The 19,882-nt window shown below is 69.9% G+C and carries 14 protein-coding genes and 2 pseudogenes; 12 read left to right on the top strand and 4 right to left on the bottom strand.

Translation table 11 applies throughout. The features are described from left to right. Nucleotides 1–21: 21 nt before the first annotated feature. Entirely contained in the window at nt 22–2,007 is a 1,986-nt protein-coding gene (locus tag OHA91_RS05155; RefSeq protein ID WP_328738701.1) for a BTAD domain-containing putative transcriptional regulator, read from the bottom strand. Between the two features lie 114 nt (nt 2,008–2,121). Between OHA91_RS05155 and OHA91_RS05150 the strand changes: the two genes are divergently transcribed. The 4 genes from OHA91_RS05150 to OHA91_RS05135 all read left to right on the top strand — a co-directional run bounded on the left by OHA91_RS05150 (nt 2,122) and on the right by OHA91_RS05135 (nt 5,783). Beyond that, entirely contained in the window at nt 2,122–3,000 is an 879-nt protein-coding gene (locus OHA91_RS05150) for an alpha/beta fold hydrolase (RefSeq protein ID WP_328738700.1), read from the top strand. A gap of 196 nt (nt 3,001–3,196) precedes the next feature. Continuing rightward, entirely contained in the window at nt 3,197–3,823 is a 627-nt protein-coding gene (locus OHA91_RS05145; protein ID WP_328738699.1) for a ricin-type beta-trefoil lectin domain protein, read from the top strand. Nucleotides 3,824–3,935: 112 nt separating this feature from the next. Next, a complete protein-coding gene (locus OHA91_RS05140) occupies nt 3,936–5,003 on the top strand; it encodes a glycoside hydrolase family protein (protein ID WP_328738698.1) in 1,068 nt (355 codons plus the stop codon). Between the two features lie 255 nt (nt 5,004–5,258). After that, nucleotides 5,259–5,783 carry an RICIN domain-containing protein gene (locus OHA91_RS05135; protein ID WP_158714728.1) on the top strand — a complete coding sequence of 175 codons (525 nt, stop codon included), beginning with the start codon at nt 5,259–5,261 and terminating at the stop codon, nt 5,781–5,783. Here OHA91_RS05135 and OHA91_RS05130 read toward each other — a convergent pair. Continuing rightward, nucleotides 5,692–6,927 carry a hypothetical protein gene (locus OHA91_RS05130; RefSeq protein ID WP_328738696.1) on the bottom strand — a complete coding sequence of 412 codons (1,236 nt, stop codon included), beginning with the start codon at nt 6,925–6,927 and terminating at the stop codon, nt 5,692–5,694. The two genes, OHA91_RS05135 and OHA91_RS05130, sit on opposite strands and share 92 nt — an antisense overlap. Nucleotides 6,928–7,020: 93 nt before the next feature. Between OHA91_RS05130 and OHA91_RS05125 the strand changes: the two are divergent. Next, a pseudogene (locus OHA91_RS05125) lies at nt 7,021–7,189 on the top strand (pirin); the annotation flags it as partial. 290 nt (nt 7,190–7,479) lie between these two features. On the opposite strand, the gene OHA91_RS05120 reads toward OHA91_RS05125, so the two are convergent. Continuing rightward, on the bottom strand, nt 7,480–7,995 hold the full coding sequence (locus OHA91_RS05120; RefSeq protein WP_266494780.1) for a terpene synthase family protein: 516 nt from the start codon (nt 7,993–7,995) through the stop codon (nt 7,480–7,482). A 120-nt stretch (nt 7,996–8,115) separates the two neighbouring features. Between OHA91_RS05120 and uvrA the strand changes: the two genes are divergently transcribed. Then, nucleotides 8,116–10,584, top strand: a complete 2,469-nt coding sequence (uvrA, locus tag OHA91_RS05115; protein ID WP_266494783.1) for an excinuclease ABC subunit UvrA — start codon at nt 8,116–8,118, stop codon at nt 10,582–10,584. Between the two features lie 19 nt (nt 10,585–10,603). Here uvrA and OHA91_RS05110 read toward each other — a convergent pair. Continuing rightward, nucleotides 10,604–12,383, bottom strand: a pseudogene (locus OHA91_RS05110) (PucR family transcriptional regulator). A 514-nt stretch (nt 12,384–12,897) separates the two neighbouring features. On the opposite strand from OHA91_RS05110, the gene dnaK reads away from it, so the two are divergent. The 6 genes from dnaK to trxA are packed head-to-tail and all read left to right on the top strand — an operon-like array spanning nt 12,898 to nt 19,862. After that, nucleotides 12,898–14,799: a molecular chaperone DnaK gene (gene dnaK / locus OHA91_RS05105; protein WP_031147447.1), complete on the top strand. Its 1,902-nt coding sequence runs from the start codon at nt 12,898–12,900 to the stop codon at nt 14,797–14,799. An 8-nt stretch (nt 14,800–14,807) separates the two neighbouring features. Beyond that, complete coding sequence (locus OHA91_RS05100; RefSeq protein ID WP_328738695.1) at nt 14,808–15,416, top strand: nucleotide exchange factor GrpE; 609 nt, start codon at nt 14,808–14,810, stop codon at nt 15,414–15,416. Nucleotides 15,417–15,422: 6 nt separating this feature from the next. After that, nucleotides 15,423–16,370, top strand: a complete 948-nt coding sequence (locus OHA91_RS05095; protein ID WP_031147452.1) for a DnaJ C-terminal domain-containing protein — start codon at nt 15,423–15,425, stop codon at nt 16,368–16,370. Beyond that, nucleotides 16,370–16,777, top strand: coding sequence for a chaperone modulator CbpM (locus tag OHA91_RS05090; protein ID WP_031147454.1), 408 nt, complete (start codon nt 16,370–16,372; stop codon nt 16,775–16,777). The genes OHA91_RS05095 and OHA91_RS05090 overlap by 1 nt, the downstream gene beginning before the upstream one ends. Further along, a complete protein-coding gene (gene clpB / locus OHA91_RS05085) occupies nt 16,768–19,407 on the top strand; it encodes an ATP-dependent chaperone ClpB (protein WP_031147456.1) in 2,640 nt (879 codons plus the stop codon). Before OHA91_RS05090 ends, clpB begins: the two co-directional genes overlap by 10 nt. Beyond that, entirely contained in the window at nt 19,404–19,862 is a 459-nt protein-coding gene (trxA, locus tag OHA91_RS05080; RefSeq protein ID WP_031147458.1) for a thioredoxin, read from the top strand. Before clpB ends, trxA begins: the two co-directional genes overlap by 4 nt. Nucleotides 19,863–19,882 lie beyond the last annotated feature (20 nt).

Genomic DNA, 19,882 nt, shown 5'->3' with positions numbered 1-19,882 from the left:
GGGGTGGGCCGACGCAGGTCATCACGTCTTCTGGAGCGCGGCGGCGAGCTCGCTGAGGTACCCCGCGACGGGGCCGCTGGTGAGCAGACCGCTGCCGGCGCCGGCGAGCTCCGCTCCGGCCGGCGAGAGCGCGGTGTGAGCGCGTTCCATCGTGGCCCGGTCCGACACGGCGAGCGCGGCTCGCGCCACCACGGACCACAGAGCCTCGAACAGCAGGCCGGGGGGAGGATCCGGGAGTCTCCGCAGAACCGCTGCGGCCTCGTCCTCGAGGCCTTGGGCGACCAGGAGCAGGGGAGCCACCCACGGCTCGTGCGGCCCCCAGTCAGCCTGTGCGCAGATCTGCGCGTACTGCGCGTCCGGCGCGCTCTGCCCGTGCCGCATCCGCAAGCACAGCAGGGCCAGTGGCAGAAGCCCGTGTTCCAGGCCGGGCATACCGACGCCGTGGAGCCGGGCCGCAGCCTCCCGACAGGCGGCTTCCGCCTCTGGCGCCGGCCCGGTCGCCGCGCGTCGCAGCGCCCGGTACCACTGGGTGAACACTCCCGCCAGCGGCAGCTCGTTCCGCTCGGCCAGGCGGTCCACCGCAGTCGCGTGCCGGTCCGCTCCCGGGAAGTCGGCCAGGGCGCTGCGCGCCTGGAGGCGGATGAGGTGCCCGAGCACCTCGTACGTGACCATCCCGTGCCTCGCGGCCAGGGTGATCAGCTCGGCGCCGATCCTGTCGCGGCGCGGAGACAGGCCCGCCCGGTAGAAGGTCTGCATGAAAACGCCGTTGAGCGCGAACGCCAGGAGGGCGGGGTCGTCCAGGTCGCGGGCGATCTGCTCGGCCTGCCGGGCCGCCTGCAGCCCGCGCGCCGAAACACTCGCACGTGACTCCAGGGCGATCGTGGCCAGCAGCCGGGCACGTGCCACGTCGTGACCGCCCGGTCGAAGGGTCTTCAAGGTGCGCTCCGCCGCTGCCACGACGTCCGCCGCATGCCGGGGGTCGTCCACCCGCGTCCAGATCGCCGGAACGTCGTAGGCGCCGATCACGCGCGCCGTCAGGTCCGGGTCCCCCAGCTCTTCGGTCGCCGCGATCACGGCCGAGCGGTGCCGACGGGCCACCTCCAGGCCGCCGCCACCCGTCACCGCGAGATTGCGCAGCAGGCCGACGGTCGATTCCAGGCGTGCCCGGGCCCCGGATGCCAGCGTGCGGTCGTAGGCGGCCGATGCCTCCGCCCACACGGTGTCCGCCGAAGAAATCGGCCCGGGAGCCCGGTCGAGGTGGCGTTCCTGGGCAAGGATGTCCGCCTCCAGGCGGCGCAGTCCCGGGCCGGGATCCACCCCCAGTTGCTCGACCAGCAGCTTGCGTGCACGGCGTAGCACCGCGAGCGCGTCGCCCTGGCGGCCCGTGCGGTACAGCGCGAGGGCCAGGAGCCGCCACGCGTCCTCGCGCCAGGGGTGCTCGGCCACGTGCGCATCCAGATCCGGAATCGCGTCCGCTCCACGACCGAGGGTCAGGCGGACTTCCGCCTGGCACTCCAGGGCGTGGAGCCTCAGCTCACCGAGGCGCGAACGCTCGGTGCGGGCCCAGGCCTCTTCTGGGAAGTCCGCGAGGGCCGGACCCCGCCAATGGCCCAGAGCCTCCGCGAGCCGGTCGAGGGCCTGCTGCGGCGGCAGGGTGCGGGCGGCGGTGACCGCCTGCTCGAAACACCAGCTGTCGACGGAGCCGCGCTCGACGCGCAGTGCATAGCCAGGACCCTCGGTGACCAGGAGGCGAGCCGGAGTGCGGGGCCGACGCTGTGGTTCCAGGGCTCTCCGCAGCGCGGAGACGAACGTACGGACAGCACCGACCGCGTCCGCGGGAGGTACCTCCCACAGATCCGCCACCAGGCGGGTGACGGGGACGACCCGGCCCCTGGCGACGATCAGCCGGGCCAGTACGGCGCGGTGCCGAGGGCCTTTCAAGGCGATCGGTCCCCCTTCGTCGTCCCAGGCCGTCACCGGCCCGAGTATTCCGAATGTGACGTTCACAGCTGACCGCCTTCCCGCTCGCCCTCTGGCGCCAAGTTATAGGTCGCTCATTCGATGCTCATCCGCGGCCTCCAGGGTGGAGACACCAGCCCGCCCACGGAAAGAAGCCGAGTCATGGCCCCTCCCACCAGCACGTTCGACTACCAGCGGATCGAGGTCGCCGACGGGGTGTCCCTGAACGCGGCCGTCGTCGGCTCGGGGACCCCGATCGTGCTGCTGCACGGTTTCCCGCAGACCCATCTGATGTGGCGGCACGTGGCCGCCGATCTCGCGCACGACCACACCGTGATCTGCCCCGATCTGCGGGGCTACGGCGACAGCGACAAGCCCGTCGAGACCGACGGCACCGTCTACGCCAAGCGCACCATGGCGGCCGACGTCGTGGCCCTGGCCGGTGCCCTCGGACACGACCGGTTCGCGTTGGCCGGGCACGACCGCGGCGCCCTGGTGGCCTTCCGCGCCGGACTCGATCACCCGGGAAGGATCACTCACCTCGCCAGCCTGGACGTGCTGCCCACCCTGGACATGTGGGAGGTGCTGCACGGTGTCAGCGCGGCGGTCGGCTTCCACCTCTACCTGATGGCCCAGCCGCCCGGCCTGCCCGAGCAGATGATCGCGGCGAGCCCGGACGCCTTCTTCGGCCACTTCCTCGACATCTGGACCAACGACCCGCAGGCGATTCCCCCTGAGGTCCGCACCTCATATCTGGATGCCTGCCGGGGGGCGGTGCCCTCGATCGTCGCCGACTACCGTGCTTCCGCCGGCATCGACATCGAGCACGACAAGGCGGACCGCGCTGCCGGGAACCAGTTGAAGATGCCGGTCACCGTGCTCCAGCAGGACTGGGGCGCGTTCCTCGGCTTCGACGCGGCCGCCCTGTGGGGCTCCTGGGCGTCCGACCTGGAGCACAGGACTGTCACCTCTGGTCACTTCATGGCCGAGGAGAAGCCCTCCGAGATCGCCGAGGCGCTCCGGAGTCTCCTCAGCCGCTGAACGACCGGGTGCGCTGAGCACACTCCGTCGGCCTTGGCCCAGGTCCTCTTCCGGGCCGGCGGGCGATCGGGAGGTTGCCGGCGAATCCGGCTTCCGGGCCTTGAACCGATCTGCGCGGTGCCCGTTGTCCATGAACGGAGGCAGGCACGCGAGTTCTTGCCGCCCAGGTAAATCAAGCACGAGCACTGGAGAGTTCATGACTGATGTGCACGCGGACCGGACGGGGCCTCAGCCGCCCCGACGTGCGAAGCGGTGGGTCATTCTCGGCACGGCGGCGGCAGTGATCGCGGGGATGGCGATCGCCGTTCCCGCTCTCGCGGACTCCAAGCCCGACAGCGAGAAGGAGGAGACGCTGCTGCGGACCACGGCCCAGAAGGTGGGGGTCACGAGGAGTTACGCGAACCCGAAATCCAACCTTTCGCTCACCGCAGGAGGAGTGGGTCCCAGCGGCAAGGGCGAGGTCTTCGCAAGAATTGGAGGCGTGCACGAGAACGTCCAGTCGTGGAACTTCCTCCGCGACAAGATCATTTCCAGGGGCGCAAGTTCCGGAGACAACCTGCGCTGCCTCGAGAGCGACAGCGGCGGGAATGTCTTCATCGCGAAGTGTGTCACCGGAAAAGATTCGCAGAAGTGGGCGCACAAGCTCGCCCAGAAGGCCCCCGGTGCTTTCCGTGACCAGGTCCGGATTCAGAACTTCCAGAGCAAGAAATGCCTGACCATCGGCAGTGCCACGGGCCGAGGCACCGCTGAGGTCGCGGCCAAGGACTGCAAGGACGAGGCAACGTCGCAGCGTTGGGTGGTCGCGTCGTTCACGAACGAGTAGTCGGCACCTGAAGGGGTCTGACAGCCGGGCGGCTGTCAGACCCCGCAAGCCGCCCTCTCCCGGGCGTAGGGACTACGAGAGGGCGACGAAGTGGCTCTGCGGAGGAGTGGGAATGAAGGAACCTGAACGCAACCGTCCGACATGGGGCCGGCGTGATGTGCTGCGCGGAGGGGTCGCGCTGAGCGCAGTGGCGGTCGCGGGCGGCGCCGCTACCGCACTCGCGCCCCCGGCTCGCGCTGCAGGCCCGGCGGGAATGCCGACGTACCGATATCTGCGCGATGCACTGGCCATGCCCTTGAACTACAACCGTACCGGCGAGTTCATCTTCCCGACCATCCGGGGAGTGTCCGACAAGATCAGTGATGCACGCTCCAAGTACTACCTCTACTACGCCCCCCACGAGAATCCCGGCGGGATCTGCGTAGCCTTCAGCGACTCACTGGAGGGGCCTTTCAGTGACTACCGCGAGAACCCCGTGATCGACAGACACCTGAACGGCACGACGGTCAGTCACGTGTCGTCCCCGCACGTCGTCTGGGATGCAGCCACCCGGCAGTTCTTCTGCTACTTCCACGGCGAGAACACCGTGACCCGCGTTGCCCGCTCGCGCGACGGCATCAACTTCGTAGACGAGACGCCAATCCTGAGCACGCGCCTGGTGCCGGGCACATCGGAGACTTCCTACGCCCGGGTCTTCGAGCATGCCCTGCCCGGACGCAACAACAAGTACGTCATGGTCTTCATGGGAGTAAAGGGCGGGCGGCGGATCTTCTACGGCTGGTCCCCCAACGGATGGGACAGCTGGAAGTTCAGCGCGACCCCTTTGGTGAACCCCGAAAGGGACGGTCTCACCGACATCTCCGGTCCGACCGTGGTCAAGCGCAACGGGAGCACGTACATCGCCTATCACGGTAATGACGGCCGGATGCGACTCACCGAAGTCGGTGATGACTTCCGGCAGGAGAACCACCTGGGCGTCTTTCACTCGCCCATCGCTTCCGACCGGGGCCGCGTCGCGGCCCCGTCCTTCGGCTCCGAGAACGGCACGGAGTACATGTTCTACGAAGCGGGAGCGCGACTCAGTGCCCGCATCTGCATTGCGCGTGCCGTCCCGGGCGGTGCGCCGGCGCCCACCGCGGCTGCGAGAGGTCTGGGCGTGCCACCCTCGCTCACACCGTAGCCCTCAAGGCCTCACACGATCCGTGTGACCAATCGGAACAACCACGGCCCACTTGAGCGGCTCGCGACGGAACTGAACAAGAAAACGGCCTGGAGAAGGAGCAGTTGCCGATCCTACGTTCACGGTCGGCAGCATGCTCCTACAGCTACAGCTACAGCTACAGCTACAGGAGGTCAGGGCCGATTGGCCGCCGCACCATCCCTGCGAACACCACTTCCTGCACGCTTCACCACACGCAAGACATCTGGAGTCTTCATGAACATGCCCCGAAGGAACACAACAACGCGCGCCACGCTCGTCGGACTGGGTGCCACCCTGGCGGCGTTCTCCCAGGTCGCTCTCGCCTCGACGGCCCACGCGACGGGGACCTGGGACGAGAGCCGGGTCCGCATTCAGTCCGCCCGAGGGGACTGCCTCACCGCTGTTCCGCGTTCCACCAACCAACTGGACACGGAGAGGTGCGACACGGACAACCTCCGCGGGAACTGGCGCATGGTCGACAACCTCGACGCGAATTTCCTGCTCAAGAACTGGTCCACCGGCGAGTGCCTGGATTCCGAACGAAACGTCCTGGGCGGGAAGGTCTACATGTCGGCCTGTGACCAGAACGACGGCGGCCAGGTGTGGAGGTACGACTGCTTCGAGGGAAGGCTGATGAACCTGGCCTCGACGACCTTCCTGACCCGGTTCACCTCAGGTGTGGTCGGCCATCAGCAACGATCGACCTCGGACATCGGCAAGCAGGTCTGGAACATCGTCCCCCGACCGCACGCCTGCTGAAGTAGCTGTGGCCCCTCTCTCCGACGGGTAGGCGGTCGTGCCCCGCGTACTGACGCGCGAGGTTCACCACCAGGACCCCGCAGTGCGGCGCGACGGCGTTGCTGGGAGGACGGACGGTTGTCGGGGACACCCCTGGGAATTCATCCGGCAACGCGGCTCTGATGCGGGAAACGGTGTCCGGCCGCCCTCCAGCCCTCTGGCTGACAGCCCGGTCCCCGCTCCGCCCGGAGCGGGGACCGGGCCCGCTGCGTTTCTGCACGCATCGCTCAGCGCTGGGCCCGAAGGGCATGGTCACCAATGCGGCTGCCGCCCGGGAAGGCCGCCGTGGTCCGCGCGACGTGGTCGCCGCAGTCGCCGTCGGCGCTCCCACAGGGACAGACGGTCGAGAGTCGCCCCTGTTGTACGCGAGCGCGGAGGCAGGTGAGTGTCTTCTGGCTCGACGCAGGGGCGGGGAAGTGCAGGAGCAGGGTGTCGCGCGGAGACCGGTCCGCGAAGAGGTGCGGCGCGGCGAGAAGAGCTCGTTCACCGTGGAGGCGAGCAACCAGAATACCTGGGGGCAGTCCCGGTCGCGGGCCGGGAAGGGGGCGTGGCGGTAGTCGGTGGGTTTGCGGTGCTTGAGGCGGCCGTAAGTCTTGGTGGTCTGTTTCACCTGTTGGGTGACGCGGTAGACGTCGCTCGCGACGAGGTTGTTGAGGTTGACGGCGAAGGCTTCGCCGTTGCGTTCCATGGTGCGGATGGAGTTGTCGACGACCTTGTGGTCGAAGGTGCTCATCCGGCGGCTGCCGAGGGTGGGCAGGATGTGGTGCTCGAGTAGGGATTCCAGGGTGCGGAGGGAGGACTCGGCGAGGTCGCGCTGGCCGGCCTTCCATTCCGCGGTGTACTCGCGGAACTGCATCGCGCCGTACTTCTGGATGCGCTCGGCCTTGCTTTGGTTCCTGGGAGCCGCCTTCTTCTCCTGGTAGACCCTCGTGAGGCGGGCGATCGCCTTCTCCTGGGTGGAGAAGCCGGCCTCCTCGGTCTGCTTACCGGCCGCACTGCGGTAGCGGATCCTGTACTCGTGCGGGCACTTCGACCAGCGGGACTGGGCGTGCTCGCAGTCCTTGTAGAAGGTGCCCATGCCGTGGGCGAGCAACTTCGTTGCCATGCGGTGCGGGACCCCTCCGGCGCCAACGCTGACCTTTTGCTGACGCCGGAGGGTCCACCACGTTCCTGACCTGCACGAAGACGGATATCTCGTGTTACGTTCTGGAACTGGATCGGCCGGAGCAACGAGGAGATCGTACAAGCCCGCAAGGACTGGATGGGAGGCTCCCGCTACGGCGAAGTGAAGGGCTACGACGGCCCCCCGATCCCTGCTCCAGCACTCCCGCCGGGTCCCCCTGAAAGCGCGCGGACGAGTGCGCTGACCTGCACCTTTACGGAGGAGGTCGATCAGTCGAGATCAGTCGAGAAGAGGCCGCATCCCGCGCGGAGATCGTTCCCGCGGGGCGGCCGACGGGAGGCTCCGGAAGGCCCACGCAGTGCCCTCGACGTTTCCCCGGTATGACCAGCTGGGTCAGCTTTGCCAGGACCAATGCTGACCCAATGCTGACTTTGGTGACGGTTCGTCAGCTCGCCTCATCGTTTCCGGGGGTCGTGAAGGAGTCCTGGGCGGGGGCCTCGGACGCGGTGCGACGGGTTGTACGGAGCGTAGTCGTCAGAGGTTTCGTCGCATGGCCTGGATGCAGCGGCTGCCTGCGGCGTTCGCCTGGTCACTCGGGTAGGCCGCTCCGACATTCATGCCGCTGTCGGTGTCTATCGAGTGCTGCCGCCAAGCCTCACTCATGTGGTCGACGGCCTCGGATCGCGCGGACGAGACGATGAGCGCGTGCAGCATGCCGAGCGCCATGCGAAGGCGGTGGGGCGGTCGGATCCGTGGTCGTGTCGGAGGATCAGCAGGAGGCTGTGCGTGTCCGAGCTTGCTTCCTCTGGCGGGTGAGTAGACGTCTTTGTGGAGGGAGTCGATCTCGGCGGCCTCTGCGCGCAGCGCAGAGACTGCGTTGGGGGCGAACAGGGCGGTGGGCAGTTCGTCGTAGCCGATCCGTTCGGCGAGGTCGAGGGTGGGCTGGACGCCGATGGTGTCGTGACGCAGTCGGAAATGTTCCTCAGTGCTGATCAAGGCGCCGTGGCGGCGGTTGGCGGCTTCCTGCGTCACGCCGGTGGGGCCGTTCACGTCCGCACGCGGCTGTTGGGTCCATTCGAATGGAGCCAACGACCCGGACGCTCGTATGAGCGGGGCCCCGGTGACGGCGCCTGTCGCGCGGTTCCCGGCGCGATCAGGTAATCAGGAACGGTGAACGAGGACGCGATCGACCCCTTCGTGCATGTCCGGGGTGCCAGTGAGAACAACCTGCGGAACGTCGACGTCGACGTTCCGCGGGACGCGATGGTCGCCTTCACCGGCGTCTCCGGTTCGGGCAAGTCCTCGCTCGCGTTCGGCACCCTCTACGCGGAGGCCCAGCGGCGCTATTTCGAGTCCGTGGCACCGTACGCCCGAAGGCTGTTGCAGCAGGTCGGTGCACCGCACGTGCAGGAGATCGCCGGACTGCCACCGGCCGTGGCCCTGCAGCAGTGGCGCGGTTCGCCCAGCTCGCGCTCGACGGTCGGGACCCTCACCACGCTGTCCAACCTGCTGCGCATGCTGTACTCCCGCGCCGGCACCTATCCGCCGCGCGCCGCCCGGCTGGAAGCCGAGTCGTTCTCACCCAACACCACGGCCGGCGCCTGCCCCGAATGCCACGGACTGGGCGTCGTGCACGACGTCGCCGAGGACCTGCTCGTCCCGGACCCCTCGCTGAGCATCCGCGAGGGGGCGATCGCCGCCTGGCCGGGCGCCTGGCAGGGAGCCAACCTACGCAGTGTCGTGAGCGGCCTGGGGATCGACATCGATCGGCCGTGGTGCAGGCTCAGGAAGAGGGACCGGGACTGGCTGCTGTTCACCGACGAGCAGCCCTCCGTGTACATCGAGCCGGAGGAGGACCGCGTCGACTACGGCTACCAAGGCAAGTTCTGGAGCGCCCGCAAGCACGTCATGCACGTCCTCGCCGACTCCAAGAGCGAGAAGATGCGCGAACGCGCGCTCCGGTTCGTCAGGAGCGTGCCCTGCCCCGAGTGCCACGGCAGCGGACTGCGGCCCGAGGCGCTCGCCGTGACCTTCGCCGGACGTTCCATCGCCGAGATCAACGCGATGCCGCTCACCGAGGTCGTGGCGCTGCTGCGGCCCGTCGCGCAGCGGTCCGAGGCCGACGCCACCACCTCGACCGCCCGATCCGGGGAGACGACCGAGGTCGCCGTCCGGATCTGCGGCGACCTGGTCGCGCGGGTCGACGTCCTGCTCGACCTGGGCCTCGGATATCTCGGCCTCGGGCGCCGCTCGACGACCCTGTCGCCCGGAGAGGCGCAGCGCCTGCGGATCGCCACCCAGCTGCGTTCGGGGCTGTTCGGCGTCGTCTACGTCCTCGACGAACCCTCCGCGGGCCTGCACCCGGCTGACGCGGAACCGCTGCTGGACGTGCTGGACCGTCTCAAGGCGGCGGGCAACTCGCTGTTCGTCGTGGAGCACGACATGGACGTCGTACGGCGGGCGGACTGGGTGGTCGACATCGGCCCCGGCGCGGGCGAGGGGGGCGGCCGCGTGCTGTACAGCGGCCCGGTCGCGGGTCTGGAGCGGGTTGCGGAGTCGGCCACGAGCCAGTACCTGTTCGGGCGCGCCGAGCCGCTCGCTCACCGCCCGCGCCCCCCGCAGGGCTGGCTGCATCTGAGCGGCGTCTCCCGCCACAATCTGCACGACGTGTCCGTCGACGTACCGCTGTGCGTACTGACGGCGGTGACGGGCGTGTCCGGTTCCGGAAAGTCGACCCTGGTGACGCAGGTGCTCGCCGAGGTCGTCCGCGGCCACCTCGGACTCGTACCCGAGGAGCCCGACGAGGCGCAGCTGGTCGTTGACGTCCGGGGCGCGTCGGGGGTCGAGTCGTTCGACCGGCTGGTCCGGGTCGACCAACGGCCCATTGGCCGGACTCCCCGTTCCAACCTGGCCACGTACACGGGGATGTTCGACGCGGTGCGCAAGCTGTACGCGGCGACGGACGAGGCCAAGGCACGTGGCTACTCGGCCGGGCGGTTCTCCTTCAATGTGCCCGAAGGCCGGTGCGAGACCTGCCAGGGCGAAGGATTCGTCACGGTGGAACTGCTCTTCCTGCCCGGCACCTACGCACCGTGCCCGACCTGCCGGGGCGCCCGGTACAACGCCGAAACGCTGGAGGTCACCTACCGCGGCAAGAACATCGCGGAGGTGCTGGGGCTCTCCGTCGATGCCGCCGCCACGTTCCTGTCCGCCGTCCCGGCCGCCTCCCGCAGTCTGGAGACGTTGCGCGAGGTGGGACTGGGGTACCTGCGGCTGGGGCAGCCCGCGACGGAGCTCAGCGGTGGTGAGGCGCAACGCATCAAGCTGGCCACCGAGCTGCAGCGGGCCCGCCGCGGCCACGCGCTCTACCTGCTCGACGAGCCGACGGCGGGGCTGCACCCCTCGGACGTCGCGCTGCTGCTGCGACAGCTGCACCGGCTCGTCGACGCCGGCAATACGGTCGTCCTCGTCGAGCACGACCTGGACACGATCACCACCGCCGACTGGGTCATCGACCTCGGGCCGGGCGGCGGCGACGCGGGCGGGCGGGTGGTCGCGGCGGGCCCGCCGGCCAAGGTGGCGAAATCCCGCCGCAGCATCACCGCGCCCTACCTCGCGGCCCGGCTCGCGCGCGGGTGATCGATCTGCCGCATCGCGTTCAACGACGCCGTTCTCCTGCTTGTTCGCCCAGCACGATCTTCCACACTCGGGTCGCCACCTGGAGGTTGAGCCGGTCCTCGACGTCCGCGAGGTCGTTGCCGCTGATGTCGCGGATGCGCTGGAGCCGATAGCGCAGCGTGCTGCGGTGGATCGCGAGGGATTCGGCGGTCTCGTCGTAGTTGCCGCCGCAGTCGAAGTACTGCGACAGCGTCTCCACCATGGCCGTGTGGTGCCGGGAGTCGTAGTCGATCAGCTGCCCGAGCCACTCGTGGACGAACGTCTCCAGTTCCCGGTAGTCGTTGCCGGGTCCCAGGATGCGGTAGAGGCCCAGTTCGTCGAAGAACGTCGTGCCGTAGTGCTCGCCGCGGGAGTGGCGGCGCACTTCCAGGGCGCGCTGCGCCTCCTGGTAGCGGTGGGGGATGTCGGCCAGGGAGTCGCAAGGGGCGCTCACCCCGATGGTCCCGGACCGTGTCCCGGTCTCCCGGGCGAGCGCCTCGTACAGCGCGCGGGCGTGCGGCCTGTCGTCGGTGACCAGGACCACGTGATCGGAACGCCGGGTCAGCAGCGAGTGCATGCCCACGGCAGAGGCCGCCCGGCCCACCGTCTGCGCGAAGGGACCGTCCGCGGTCCGGTTTGACCACTGCACCACGACGACGTAGTGGCGGCGGTGCAGGTCGTGTCCGACTGCCTCGGAACGGGCGTAGGCGCTCGCCTCGTCCGTCCCTGTCAGGAGGTCGTCGGCCAGCTCGCGGTGCAGCTTCGACTCCACTTCGGCCAGATTGCGCGAGTGCGCCAGCTCCGGGGCGAGTGACGCGGCGCCGTCCTCCAGCGCGCGCAGGGTGTGATCGTCGGCCTCGCGCCGGACGTCGACCAGGGCCAGCACGCCCAGGATCTCGCCGTGCGGGCGGACCAGGGTGACCAGCCGGTCCTTCACGCGCACCGGCCCGGCCTGACGGCCGACGGCGTACAGCATTGCGTCCTGGCGCACGGGGTCCGGTTCGGGATAGGGGTCGGGGCGATCGGGACCGGTCCAGGACCGCAGCCGACCGAAGCGGTCCTCGACCAGTGCCGGGAGTCCGGTGAGCCTGTGCAGTGCGCGCGTGATGGCTTCCTCGCCGCCGCCCGAGGCGCCTGGAGGGCTGTCCGCTCCTTCCTGAGCCGGTACAGCTCCAGTGCGTCCTCGCGTCGGCGCCGGTGTGCGAAGGCGACCGAGAGTGCGGCGGCGGTGTGCCGGACCAGCGTGGCGAGCAGGGACCGCTCGGCCTCGGTGGGCCGGGAGCGGACGTCACCACGAGGTAGCCGTGGAGCCTCTCGTGCCCGCGCAGCCCCAGGGCCCGGGCCCTGGGCAGGCCGGGTACGGTCACGGGGCCGTCCTCCCCGGCCAGCTCCCGCACCCTCCGGTCCACGGCCAGGGCGTGGACCTGCCCGTTCCTCCGGCTGGGGACCAGGGCGCCGTCCACCGTGAGGTATCCGGCCTCGGCGCCGTACGGCCCTGCGGCGGCTACGTGGTCCATGGCCAGGCCCAGGATCTCGCCTTCGTCCAGGGTGTCGAACAGCGCGCTGGAGAGCGTCATCAGTGCGTGGGGGACACGGTCGGCCTGGGTGGGAGCAGGTGGGCGGGGCCCTCGCCCCGCTGCGGTGGGGCGCCACCCGCTGCCGCGGGGTGGGACGGACCCTCTCCGCGCGGCCATGGCGAGCTGCCCGCCGCTGTCCCGCGGAAGGCTTCTCTCCCGGTCGCAGCGGCGGCGGTACAGATGGTGCGGCCGGCTGCTGGCCATGGGATCACTCCGTTCTCTTCGAGCCTACCGCCGAGCGGCGGTGCTGGTCGGGTCGGCTCATACGAGAGGATCGGATTCTGCCTCTCGTACTCGCGGGGCGACCGGACCCGTGCTTTTCCGACTTGCCAGGCGCAGGCGCGGAGCCACTGGGCACGCCACCCTGGGGAGTGTTCGAAACCGTCCGCGCACCGGTAGGTAGCGCCGGGCGGTGACCGAGTAGCTCCGCAGGCCGGCTGCCTCGTACACGACGTACGGGGAAGCCGCACACGCCGTTGAGCACCTCTTGGGCCACGGGTTTCCCGTGGAGAGGGCCCCGGTGTCCTGCTCGACGGCTGTTCGGCTCGGTGAACCGGCTCGACCCCGTCGTCTCCGCCCTGCTCCTCGTCGAGGAGGTCTCCGACGAGGCCGCAGGGCTGATCGGCGGGCTGCAGACCACTGGCAGAGGTCCCCGCCCGTACCTGAACGAACGTGATCCGGACAGTCGGCGCAGGCGCCGTACCGGGAGGAGTTCCTCATGGCCAAGGCAGTGGGCATCGACCTGGGCACCACCAACTCGGTGATCGCCGTGTGGGAGGGCGGAGAGCCATCCGTCGTGCCCAACAGCGAGGGCAACCGCACGACACCGTCCGTGGTGGGCTTCACCGATACCGGGGAACGTCTGGTGGGCCAGCTGGCCCGGCGCCAGGCGATCCTCAATCCCAAGGGCACCATCTACTCGGCCAAGCGGTTCATCGGCCGGCATTTCGACGAGATCTCCGACGAGGCCAGGGCGGTGGCGTACGACGTCGTCGAGGGCGACGGCGGGGCGGCCCGCTTCAAGGTGCGCGACAAGCTGTACGCGCCCGAGGAGATCAGCGCACAGGTGCTGCGCAAACTCACCGACGACGCCTCCAAGCAGCTCGGGGAGCGGGTCACGGAGGCGGTCATCACGGTGCCCGCCTACTTCAACGACGCCCAGCGCACCGCCACCAAGGACGCAGGCCGGATCGCGGGACTGGAAGTGCTGCGGATCATCAACGAGCCGACGGCGGCTGCCCTCGCGTACGGCGTGGACAAGAAGGAGCACGAGACCGTCCTCGTCTTCGACCTGGGCGGCGGCACCTTCGACGTGAGCATCCTCGACGTCGGCGACGGCGTGGTGGAGGTGCGCTCCACCGCAGGCGACAGCCACCTGGGCGGCGACGACTTCGACCGGCGCCTGGTGGACCACCTCGCGGACGACTTCCAGAAGGAGAACGGCATCGACCTGCGACAGGACGCGCAGGCGCTGCAACGCTTGTTCGAGGCGGCGGAGAAGGCCAAGACCGAGCTGAGTTCGGTGACGCAGACGCAGGTCAGCCTGCCGTTCATCACCGCCGACGCCGCCGGGCCCAAGCACCTCACCGACTCGATCATGCGGTCCACGTTCGAGCAGATCACCGGCGACCTGGTGGAACGCTGCCTGGGACCGGTCCAGCAGGCCATCGCCGACGCCAAGGTCGGCGAGAGCGACATCGACGAGGTCATCCTTGTCGGCGGATCCACCCGCATCCCCGCTGTCCAGACCCTGGTCCGCCGACTGACCGGCGGCAAGGAACCCAACATGAGCGTCAACCCCGATGAGGTCGTGGCCCTCGGTGCCGCGATCCAGGCAGGGGTGCTCAAGGGTGAGGTCAAGGATGTCCTGCTGCTCGACGTAACCCCCTTGTCGCTGGGCGTGGAGACACGCGGCGGAGTGATGACGAAGATCATCGAGCGGAACACCACCATCCCGGTGCGCCGCAGCGAGACTTTCTCCACCGCCGAGGACAACCAGCCGGCCGTCGACGTGGTCGTCCTCCAGGGCGAGCGCGAGCTGGCCGCCGACAACCGGGTGCTGGGCCGGTTCCAGCTCACCGACATCCGGCCGGCGCCGCGGGGCGAAGCACAGATCGAGGTCACCTTCGACATCGACGCCAACGGCATCCTCGAGGTCAAGGCCCGTGACCGGGACACCGGCAAGGAACAGGGCATCACCATCAGCGAGAGCTCCAACCTGGACCGCAGCGAGGTCGAACGCATGGTCCAGGAGGCCGAAAGCAACCAGGGCCAGGACAAGGCACTTCGCGAGGCCGTCGACGCCCGCAACGAACTCGACGCCGTCGCGTACCAGGTCGAGAAGCGTCTCGCCGAACTGGGCGACGCAGCGCCCGCGCACGAGAAGGCACGCGGCGAGATGCTCGTGTCGGACGCCCGGGCGGCGGTCAAGGAAGAGGCGGCCGTGGAACGCGTGCGCCCCCTGACCTCCGAACTCCAGCAGGTGCTCGCCGGGCTGGCGGCCCACCAGGGCGCCGCCACTACGGGCGGAGGTCCCGCCCAGGACGCCGCCACCGGCGGTCCCACGAGTGGCGGTGGCGGTGACGATGATGTCATCGACGCCGAGTTCGACAAGGGCTGAGGCGCGCCATGCCCACCTACCCCCAGGAACCCGACCGGGCCGCGCCGGATCCGGCCGAACCGGTCCCGGAAGGAGCCGGACCCCCGCCTCGAGGGGACCTGCCCCAACCGGGCCCGTCCCGGCACGGAGCGGCGAACGGCGAACCGGGACCCGATGCCGCCGGCCCCGCGTCCGCCGAGGACGAGTACACGACCGCGATCCAGGAACTGGAGGACCGTTGGCGGCGCGCACTCGCCGACCTCGACAACCTCCGCAAGCGTCACGCCAGGGAACTGGAGCGCGAACGGGCGGTGGAGCGTGCCCGCACGGCGGCCGCGTTCCTGCCCGTCCTCGACAACCTCGAACTCGCCCTGACCCACGCGGGCGCCGATCCGGGCGCGATCGTGGAGGGCATCCGGGCCGTAAGCGACCAAGCGGTGAACGTCCTCGAACTGCTCGGCTACCCGCGGCACGCGGAGACCGGGGTCCCCTTCGACCCGGCCCGGCACGAGGTGGTCGGCGTCGTCCAGGACCCGGACGCCGCACCGGGCACGGTCGTCGAGGTACTGCGCCCCGGCTACGGGAACGGCGAGCGGCAGCTCAGGCCCGCCGCCGTGACCGTCGCGAAGCGGGAGTGACCGGTCATGGCGCGGGACTACTACGAGGCGCTCGGGGTGTCGCGGTCCGCGAGCCAGGACGAGATCCAGCAGGCATATCGCAAACTCGCCCGCAGGCACCACCCCGACGTCAACAAGGACCCCGGGGCGGAAGAGCGCTTCAAGGACCTCAACGAGGCATACAGCGTCCTGTCCGATCCCAAGACCCGGGCCCGTTACGACCGCTTCGGCGAGGATTTCCGCAAGATCCCGGAGGACTACGACGAACGGGTCGCGGCGGGAGCGGGCGGCGGCTTCCGCGGCCGGACGACCGCAGGCGGGGGCGGCCCTCGGGTCCGGTACGCCGGCTTCGGAGACGACTTCGGAGCGGAGGGCATCGACATCGAGGACCTGTTCGGCTCCATGTTCGGAGCCGGCGCCGCCCGGGGGAGCGTCCCCGGAGCGGACCAGGAGGCCGAACTGTCGCTCACCGTCGAGGAGGCGTACCGAGGCGGCCGTCGCACCGTCACGCTCGCCGGTCCCACCGGGCAGCCGCGGCGGTACGAGGTCGACGTGCCGCCGGGCGTCACCGACGGGCAGCGCATCCGGCTGGCGGGCGAGGGCGGCCGGGGCAGTGGTGACGCCGCCGCGGGCGACCTGTACCTGCGCGTGCGTATCCAGCCCCACCCCCGGTTCCGGCTGGACGGCCGCGACGTGCACGTCCAGGTCCCGGTGACCCCCTGGGAGGCGGCCCTGGGCGCGACCGTGCCGGTGCCCACCCCCGGCGGCGGCACGGCCAAGGTCACGGTGCCCGCGGGCTCGTCCAGCGGCCGGCGGCTGCGGCTGCGCGGCGAGGGCATGCCGAACCCGCGCGGCGCGAACGGCGACCTGTACGCCGAACTCCGCATCGTGGTGCCACCCACCCTCGGCGACCGGGAGCGCGAACTGTTCGCGGAGCTCGCCGCCGCCTCCTCGTACGACCCCAGGAGGACGTGATGAACGAACCACCCGTGGGAGCGTCAGGCCCCGGCCGGGCCGGCGCGGGCAACCGTCCGGTACGAACGGGCGCCGACCTCACCGCCTCGACGGCCGTCCGGTACGCGCTCGTGCCCGCCCCCAGGCTCTCCCTCGACGCCGTGTCCCGTCGCTCGGGCCTCCACCCCGATCTGATCCGGCGGTTCGTCGCCCTCGGCCTGATCGACGCCGGACGCGACGCCGCGGGACACCTGGTGTTCGACCCCACGGCCCCGGCGGTCCTCGCCCGCATCCAGCGGCTGCGCACCGGACTCTGCCTCAACTACGCATCCATCGGCCTGGTGCTCGACCTGCTCGACCGCATCAGCCTGCTCGAAGCCGCCCTGCGCGGCCGCGGCACGAGGAGTGAAACACCCCCATGGACATGAACCGTCTCACCCAGAAGTCCCAGGAAGCCCTCCAGGAGGCCCAGACCGCGGCCGGCCGCATGGGGCACACCGAGGTCGACGGGGAACACCTGCTGTTCGCACTCCTCGATCAGGAGGACGGTCTGATCCCGCGGTTGCTGGAGCAGGCCGGCAAGGAGCCGAAGGGACTGCGCGAGGCCGTGCGCGAGGAACTCTCCCGCCGCCCGAAGGTCACCGGCCCCGGCGCGGCACCCGGCCAGGTCTTCGTCACCCAGCGCCTCGCCCACCTGCTCGACGCCGCCGAGCGGGAGGCCAAACGCCTCAAGGACGAGTACGTGTCCGTGGAACACCTCCTGCTCGCCCTGGCCGAGGAGAGCTCTTCGACCGCCGCCGGGCGACTGCTCAAACAGGCCGGCATCACCAGGGACTCGTTCCTGAGCGCGCTCACCCAGGTCCGCGGCAACCAGCGCGTCACCTCCGCGAACCCCGAAGTGGCCTACGAGGCCCTGGAGAAGTACGGACGCGACCTCGTCCTCGAGGCTCGGTCCGGTCGGCTGGACCCGGTCATCGGCCGTGACGCGGAGATCCGCCGCGTCACCCAGATCCTCAGCCGCAAGACCAAGAACAACCCCGTCCTCATCGGCGACCCCGGCGTCGGCAAGACCGCCATCGTCGAGGGCCTGGCCCAGCGCATCGTTCGCGGCGACGTCCCCGAGGGCCTGCGCGACAGGACGGTGTTCGCCCTGGACATGGGCTCCCTGGTCGCCGGCGCCAAGTACCGCGGCGAGTTCGAGGAACGCCTGAAGGCCGTACTGTCCGAGGTGAAGGCCGCCGAAGGGCGCATCCTGCTCTTCGTCGACGAACTCCACACCGTCGTCGGCGCAGGCGCCGCCGAAGGAGCCATGGACGCGGGCAACATGCTCAAGCCGATGCTGGCCCGCGGCGAACTCCACATGATCGGCGCCACCACCCTCGACGAGTACCGCAAGCACATCGAGAAGGACGCCGCCCTCGAACGCCGCTTCCAGCAGGTCCTGGTCGAGGAGCCCAGCGTGGAGGACACCATCTCCATCCTGCGCGGACTGCGCGAACGCCTCGAGGTCTTCCACGGCGTGAAGATCCAGGACACCGCGATGGTCTCCGCGGCCACCCTCAGCCACCGTTACATCACCGATCGGTTCCTGCCCGACAAGGCCATCGACCTCGTCGACGAGGCGTGCGCCAGGCTGCGTACCGAGATCGACTCGATGCCCGCCGAACTCGACGAGATCACCCGCCGCGTCACGCGGCTGGAGATCGAGGATGCCGCCCTGTCCAAGGAGACCGACCCCGCCAGCAAGACACGCCTGGAGGAGCTGCGCAGGGAACTGGCCGACCTGCGCGGCGAGGCCGACGCCAAACGCGCCCAGTGGGAGGCCGAACGGCAGGCGATCCGCCGCGTGCAGGAACTGCGCCAGGAACTGGAACAGGTCCGCCACGATGCCGAGGAGGCCGAACGCGCCTACGACCTCAACCGCGCCGCCGAACTGCGCTACGGCCGCCTCCAGGACCTGGAGCGCCGACTCGCCGCGGAGGAGGAGCAACTGGCCGTCAAACAAGGTCAGAACCGGCTGCTGCGCGAGGTCGTCACCGAGGAGGAGATCGCCGAGATCGTCGCGGCCTGGACCGGCGTCCCCGTCGCCCGCCTCCAGGAGGGCGAACGCGAGAAGCTGCTGCGCCTCGACGAGATCCTGCGCGAGCGCGTCATCGGCCAGGACGAGGCGGTCAAGCTCGTCACCGACGCCATCATCCGTGCCCGCTCCGGCATCCGCGACCCCCGCCGTCCCATCGGCTCGTTCATCTTCCTCGGCCCCACCGGCGTCGGGAAGACCGAGCTGGCCAAGACCCTCGCCCGGACCCTGTTCGACTCCGAGGACAACATGGTCCGCCTCGACATGAGCGAGTACCAGGAGCGGCACACCGTCAGCCGGCTCATGGGCGCACCGCCCGGATACGTCGGCTACGAGGAGGGCGGCCAGCTCACCGAGGCCGTGCGCCGCAAGCCGTACTCGGTCGTCCTGTTCGACGAGGTCGAGAAGGCGCACACCGATGTCTTCAACACGCTGCTCCAGATGCTCGACGACGGTCGCATCACCGACGCGCAGGGCCGCACCGTCGACTTCCGCAACACCGTGATCATCATGACGTCCAACATCGGCTCCGAGCACCTCCTCGACGGTGCCACCGCCGAGGGTGAGATCAAGCCCGACGCCCGCGCCCTGGTGATGGGCGAGCTGCGCGGGCACTTCCGCCCGGAGTTCCTCAACCGCGTCGACGACATCGTGCTGTTCAAGCCGCTCGGTGAGCGGCAGATCGAGCGGATCGTGGAGCTTCAGTTCGACGAGCTGCGGCGGCGGCTCGCCGAGCGCCGCATTACCGTCGAACTCACTGACGCTGCACGGGTGGTGATTGCCCATCAGGGCTACGACCCGGTGTACGGGGCCCGGCCGCTGCGGCGTTACATCTCCCACGAGGTCGAGACGCTGGTCGGACGCGCCCTCCTGCGCGGCGACGTCCAGGACGGTGCGACGGTGCGCGTCGACGCCGAGCACGGAGAGCTGGTGGTCACCTACGACCAGCAGGAGGACGACCGGGAAGCGAGGGCGGCGTGAACACCACCCGGACGACCACGGTGACCTGCCCGAACTGCGGTCGCGGCAACCGGATTCCCGTGGCCGCCGAGGGACGGCCCCGATGCGGCCACTGCAAGCAGCCACTGCCCTGGGTCGTCGACGCGGGCGACGGCGACTTCGCCGAGGTCGCCGACAACGCCACGGTGCCCGTCGTCGTCGACCTCTGGGCCACCTGGTGCGGCCCCTGCCGCATGGTCAGCCCAGCCCTCGAACAGGTCGCCCGGGACCTCGCCGGACAGATCAAGCTCGTCAAGGTCGACGTCGACCAGAACCCACGGCTCAGTCGGCGGTTCGAGGTGCAGGCGGTGCCGACCCTGCTCGTCCTGGACCGGGGCGAGACGCTCGCCCGGCAGGCCGGCGCGGCACCCGCGCCCGTCCTGCGCTCCTGGGTCGAGCAGGCGGTGGCGGGCCGGCAGACCACTGCGGGAGGGTGAAGGCGACTGTGCTGAGGAAG

The organism is Streptomyces erythrochromogenes (genome assembly GCF_036170895.1).
Lineage (GTDB): Bacteria > Actinomycetota > Actinomycetes > Streptomycetales > Streptomycetaceae > Streptomyces > Streptomyces erythrochromogenes.
This window is presented reverse-complemented; position numbering and strand designations above follow the sequence as displayed.

Bases quoted from the DNA above. Each gene is read 5' to 3' on its own strand.
- OHA91_RS05095 (WP_031147452.1), top strand. From the start codon at position 15,423: ATGGCGCGGGACTACTACGAGGCGCTCGGGGTGTCGCGGTCCGCGAGC.
- OHA91_RS05145 (WP_328738699.1), top strand. From the start codon at position 3,197: ATGACTGATGTGCACGCGGACCGGACGGGGCCTCAGCCGCCCCGACGT.
- clpB (WP_031147456.1), top strand. From the start codon at position 16,768: ATGGACATGAACCGTCTCACCCAGAAGTCCCAGGAAGCCCTCCAGGAG.
- OHA91_RS05150 (WP_328738700.1), top strand. From the start codon at position 2,122: ATGGCCCCTCCCACCAGCACGTTCGACTACCAGCGGATCGAGGTCGCC.
- OHA91_RS05100 (WP_328738695.1), top strand. From the start codon at position 14,808: ATGCCCACCTACCCCCAGGAACCCGACCGGGCCGCGCCGGATCCGGCC.
- OHA91_RS05090 (WP_031147454.1), top strand. From the start codon at position 16,370: ATGAACGAACCACCCGTGGGAGCGTCAGGCCCCGGCCGGGCCGGCGCG.
- OHA91_RS05135 (WP_158714728.1), top strand. From the start codon at position 5,259: ATGAACATGCCCCGAAGGAACACAACAACGCGCGCCACGCTCGTCGGA.
- OHA91_RS05140 (WP_328738698.1), top strand. From the start codon at position 3,936: ATGAAGGAACCTGAACGCAACCGTCCGACATGGGGCCGGCGTGATGTG.
- dnaK (WP_031147447.1), top strand. From the start codon at position 12,898: ATGGCCAAGGCAGTGGGCATCGACCTGGGCACCACCAACTCGGTGATC.
- OHA91_RS05130 (WP_328738696.1), bottom strand. From the start codon at position 6,927: ATGGCAACGAAGTTGCTCGCCCACGGCATGGGCACCTTCTACAAGGAC.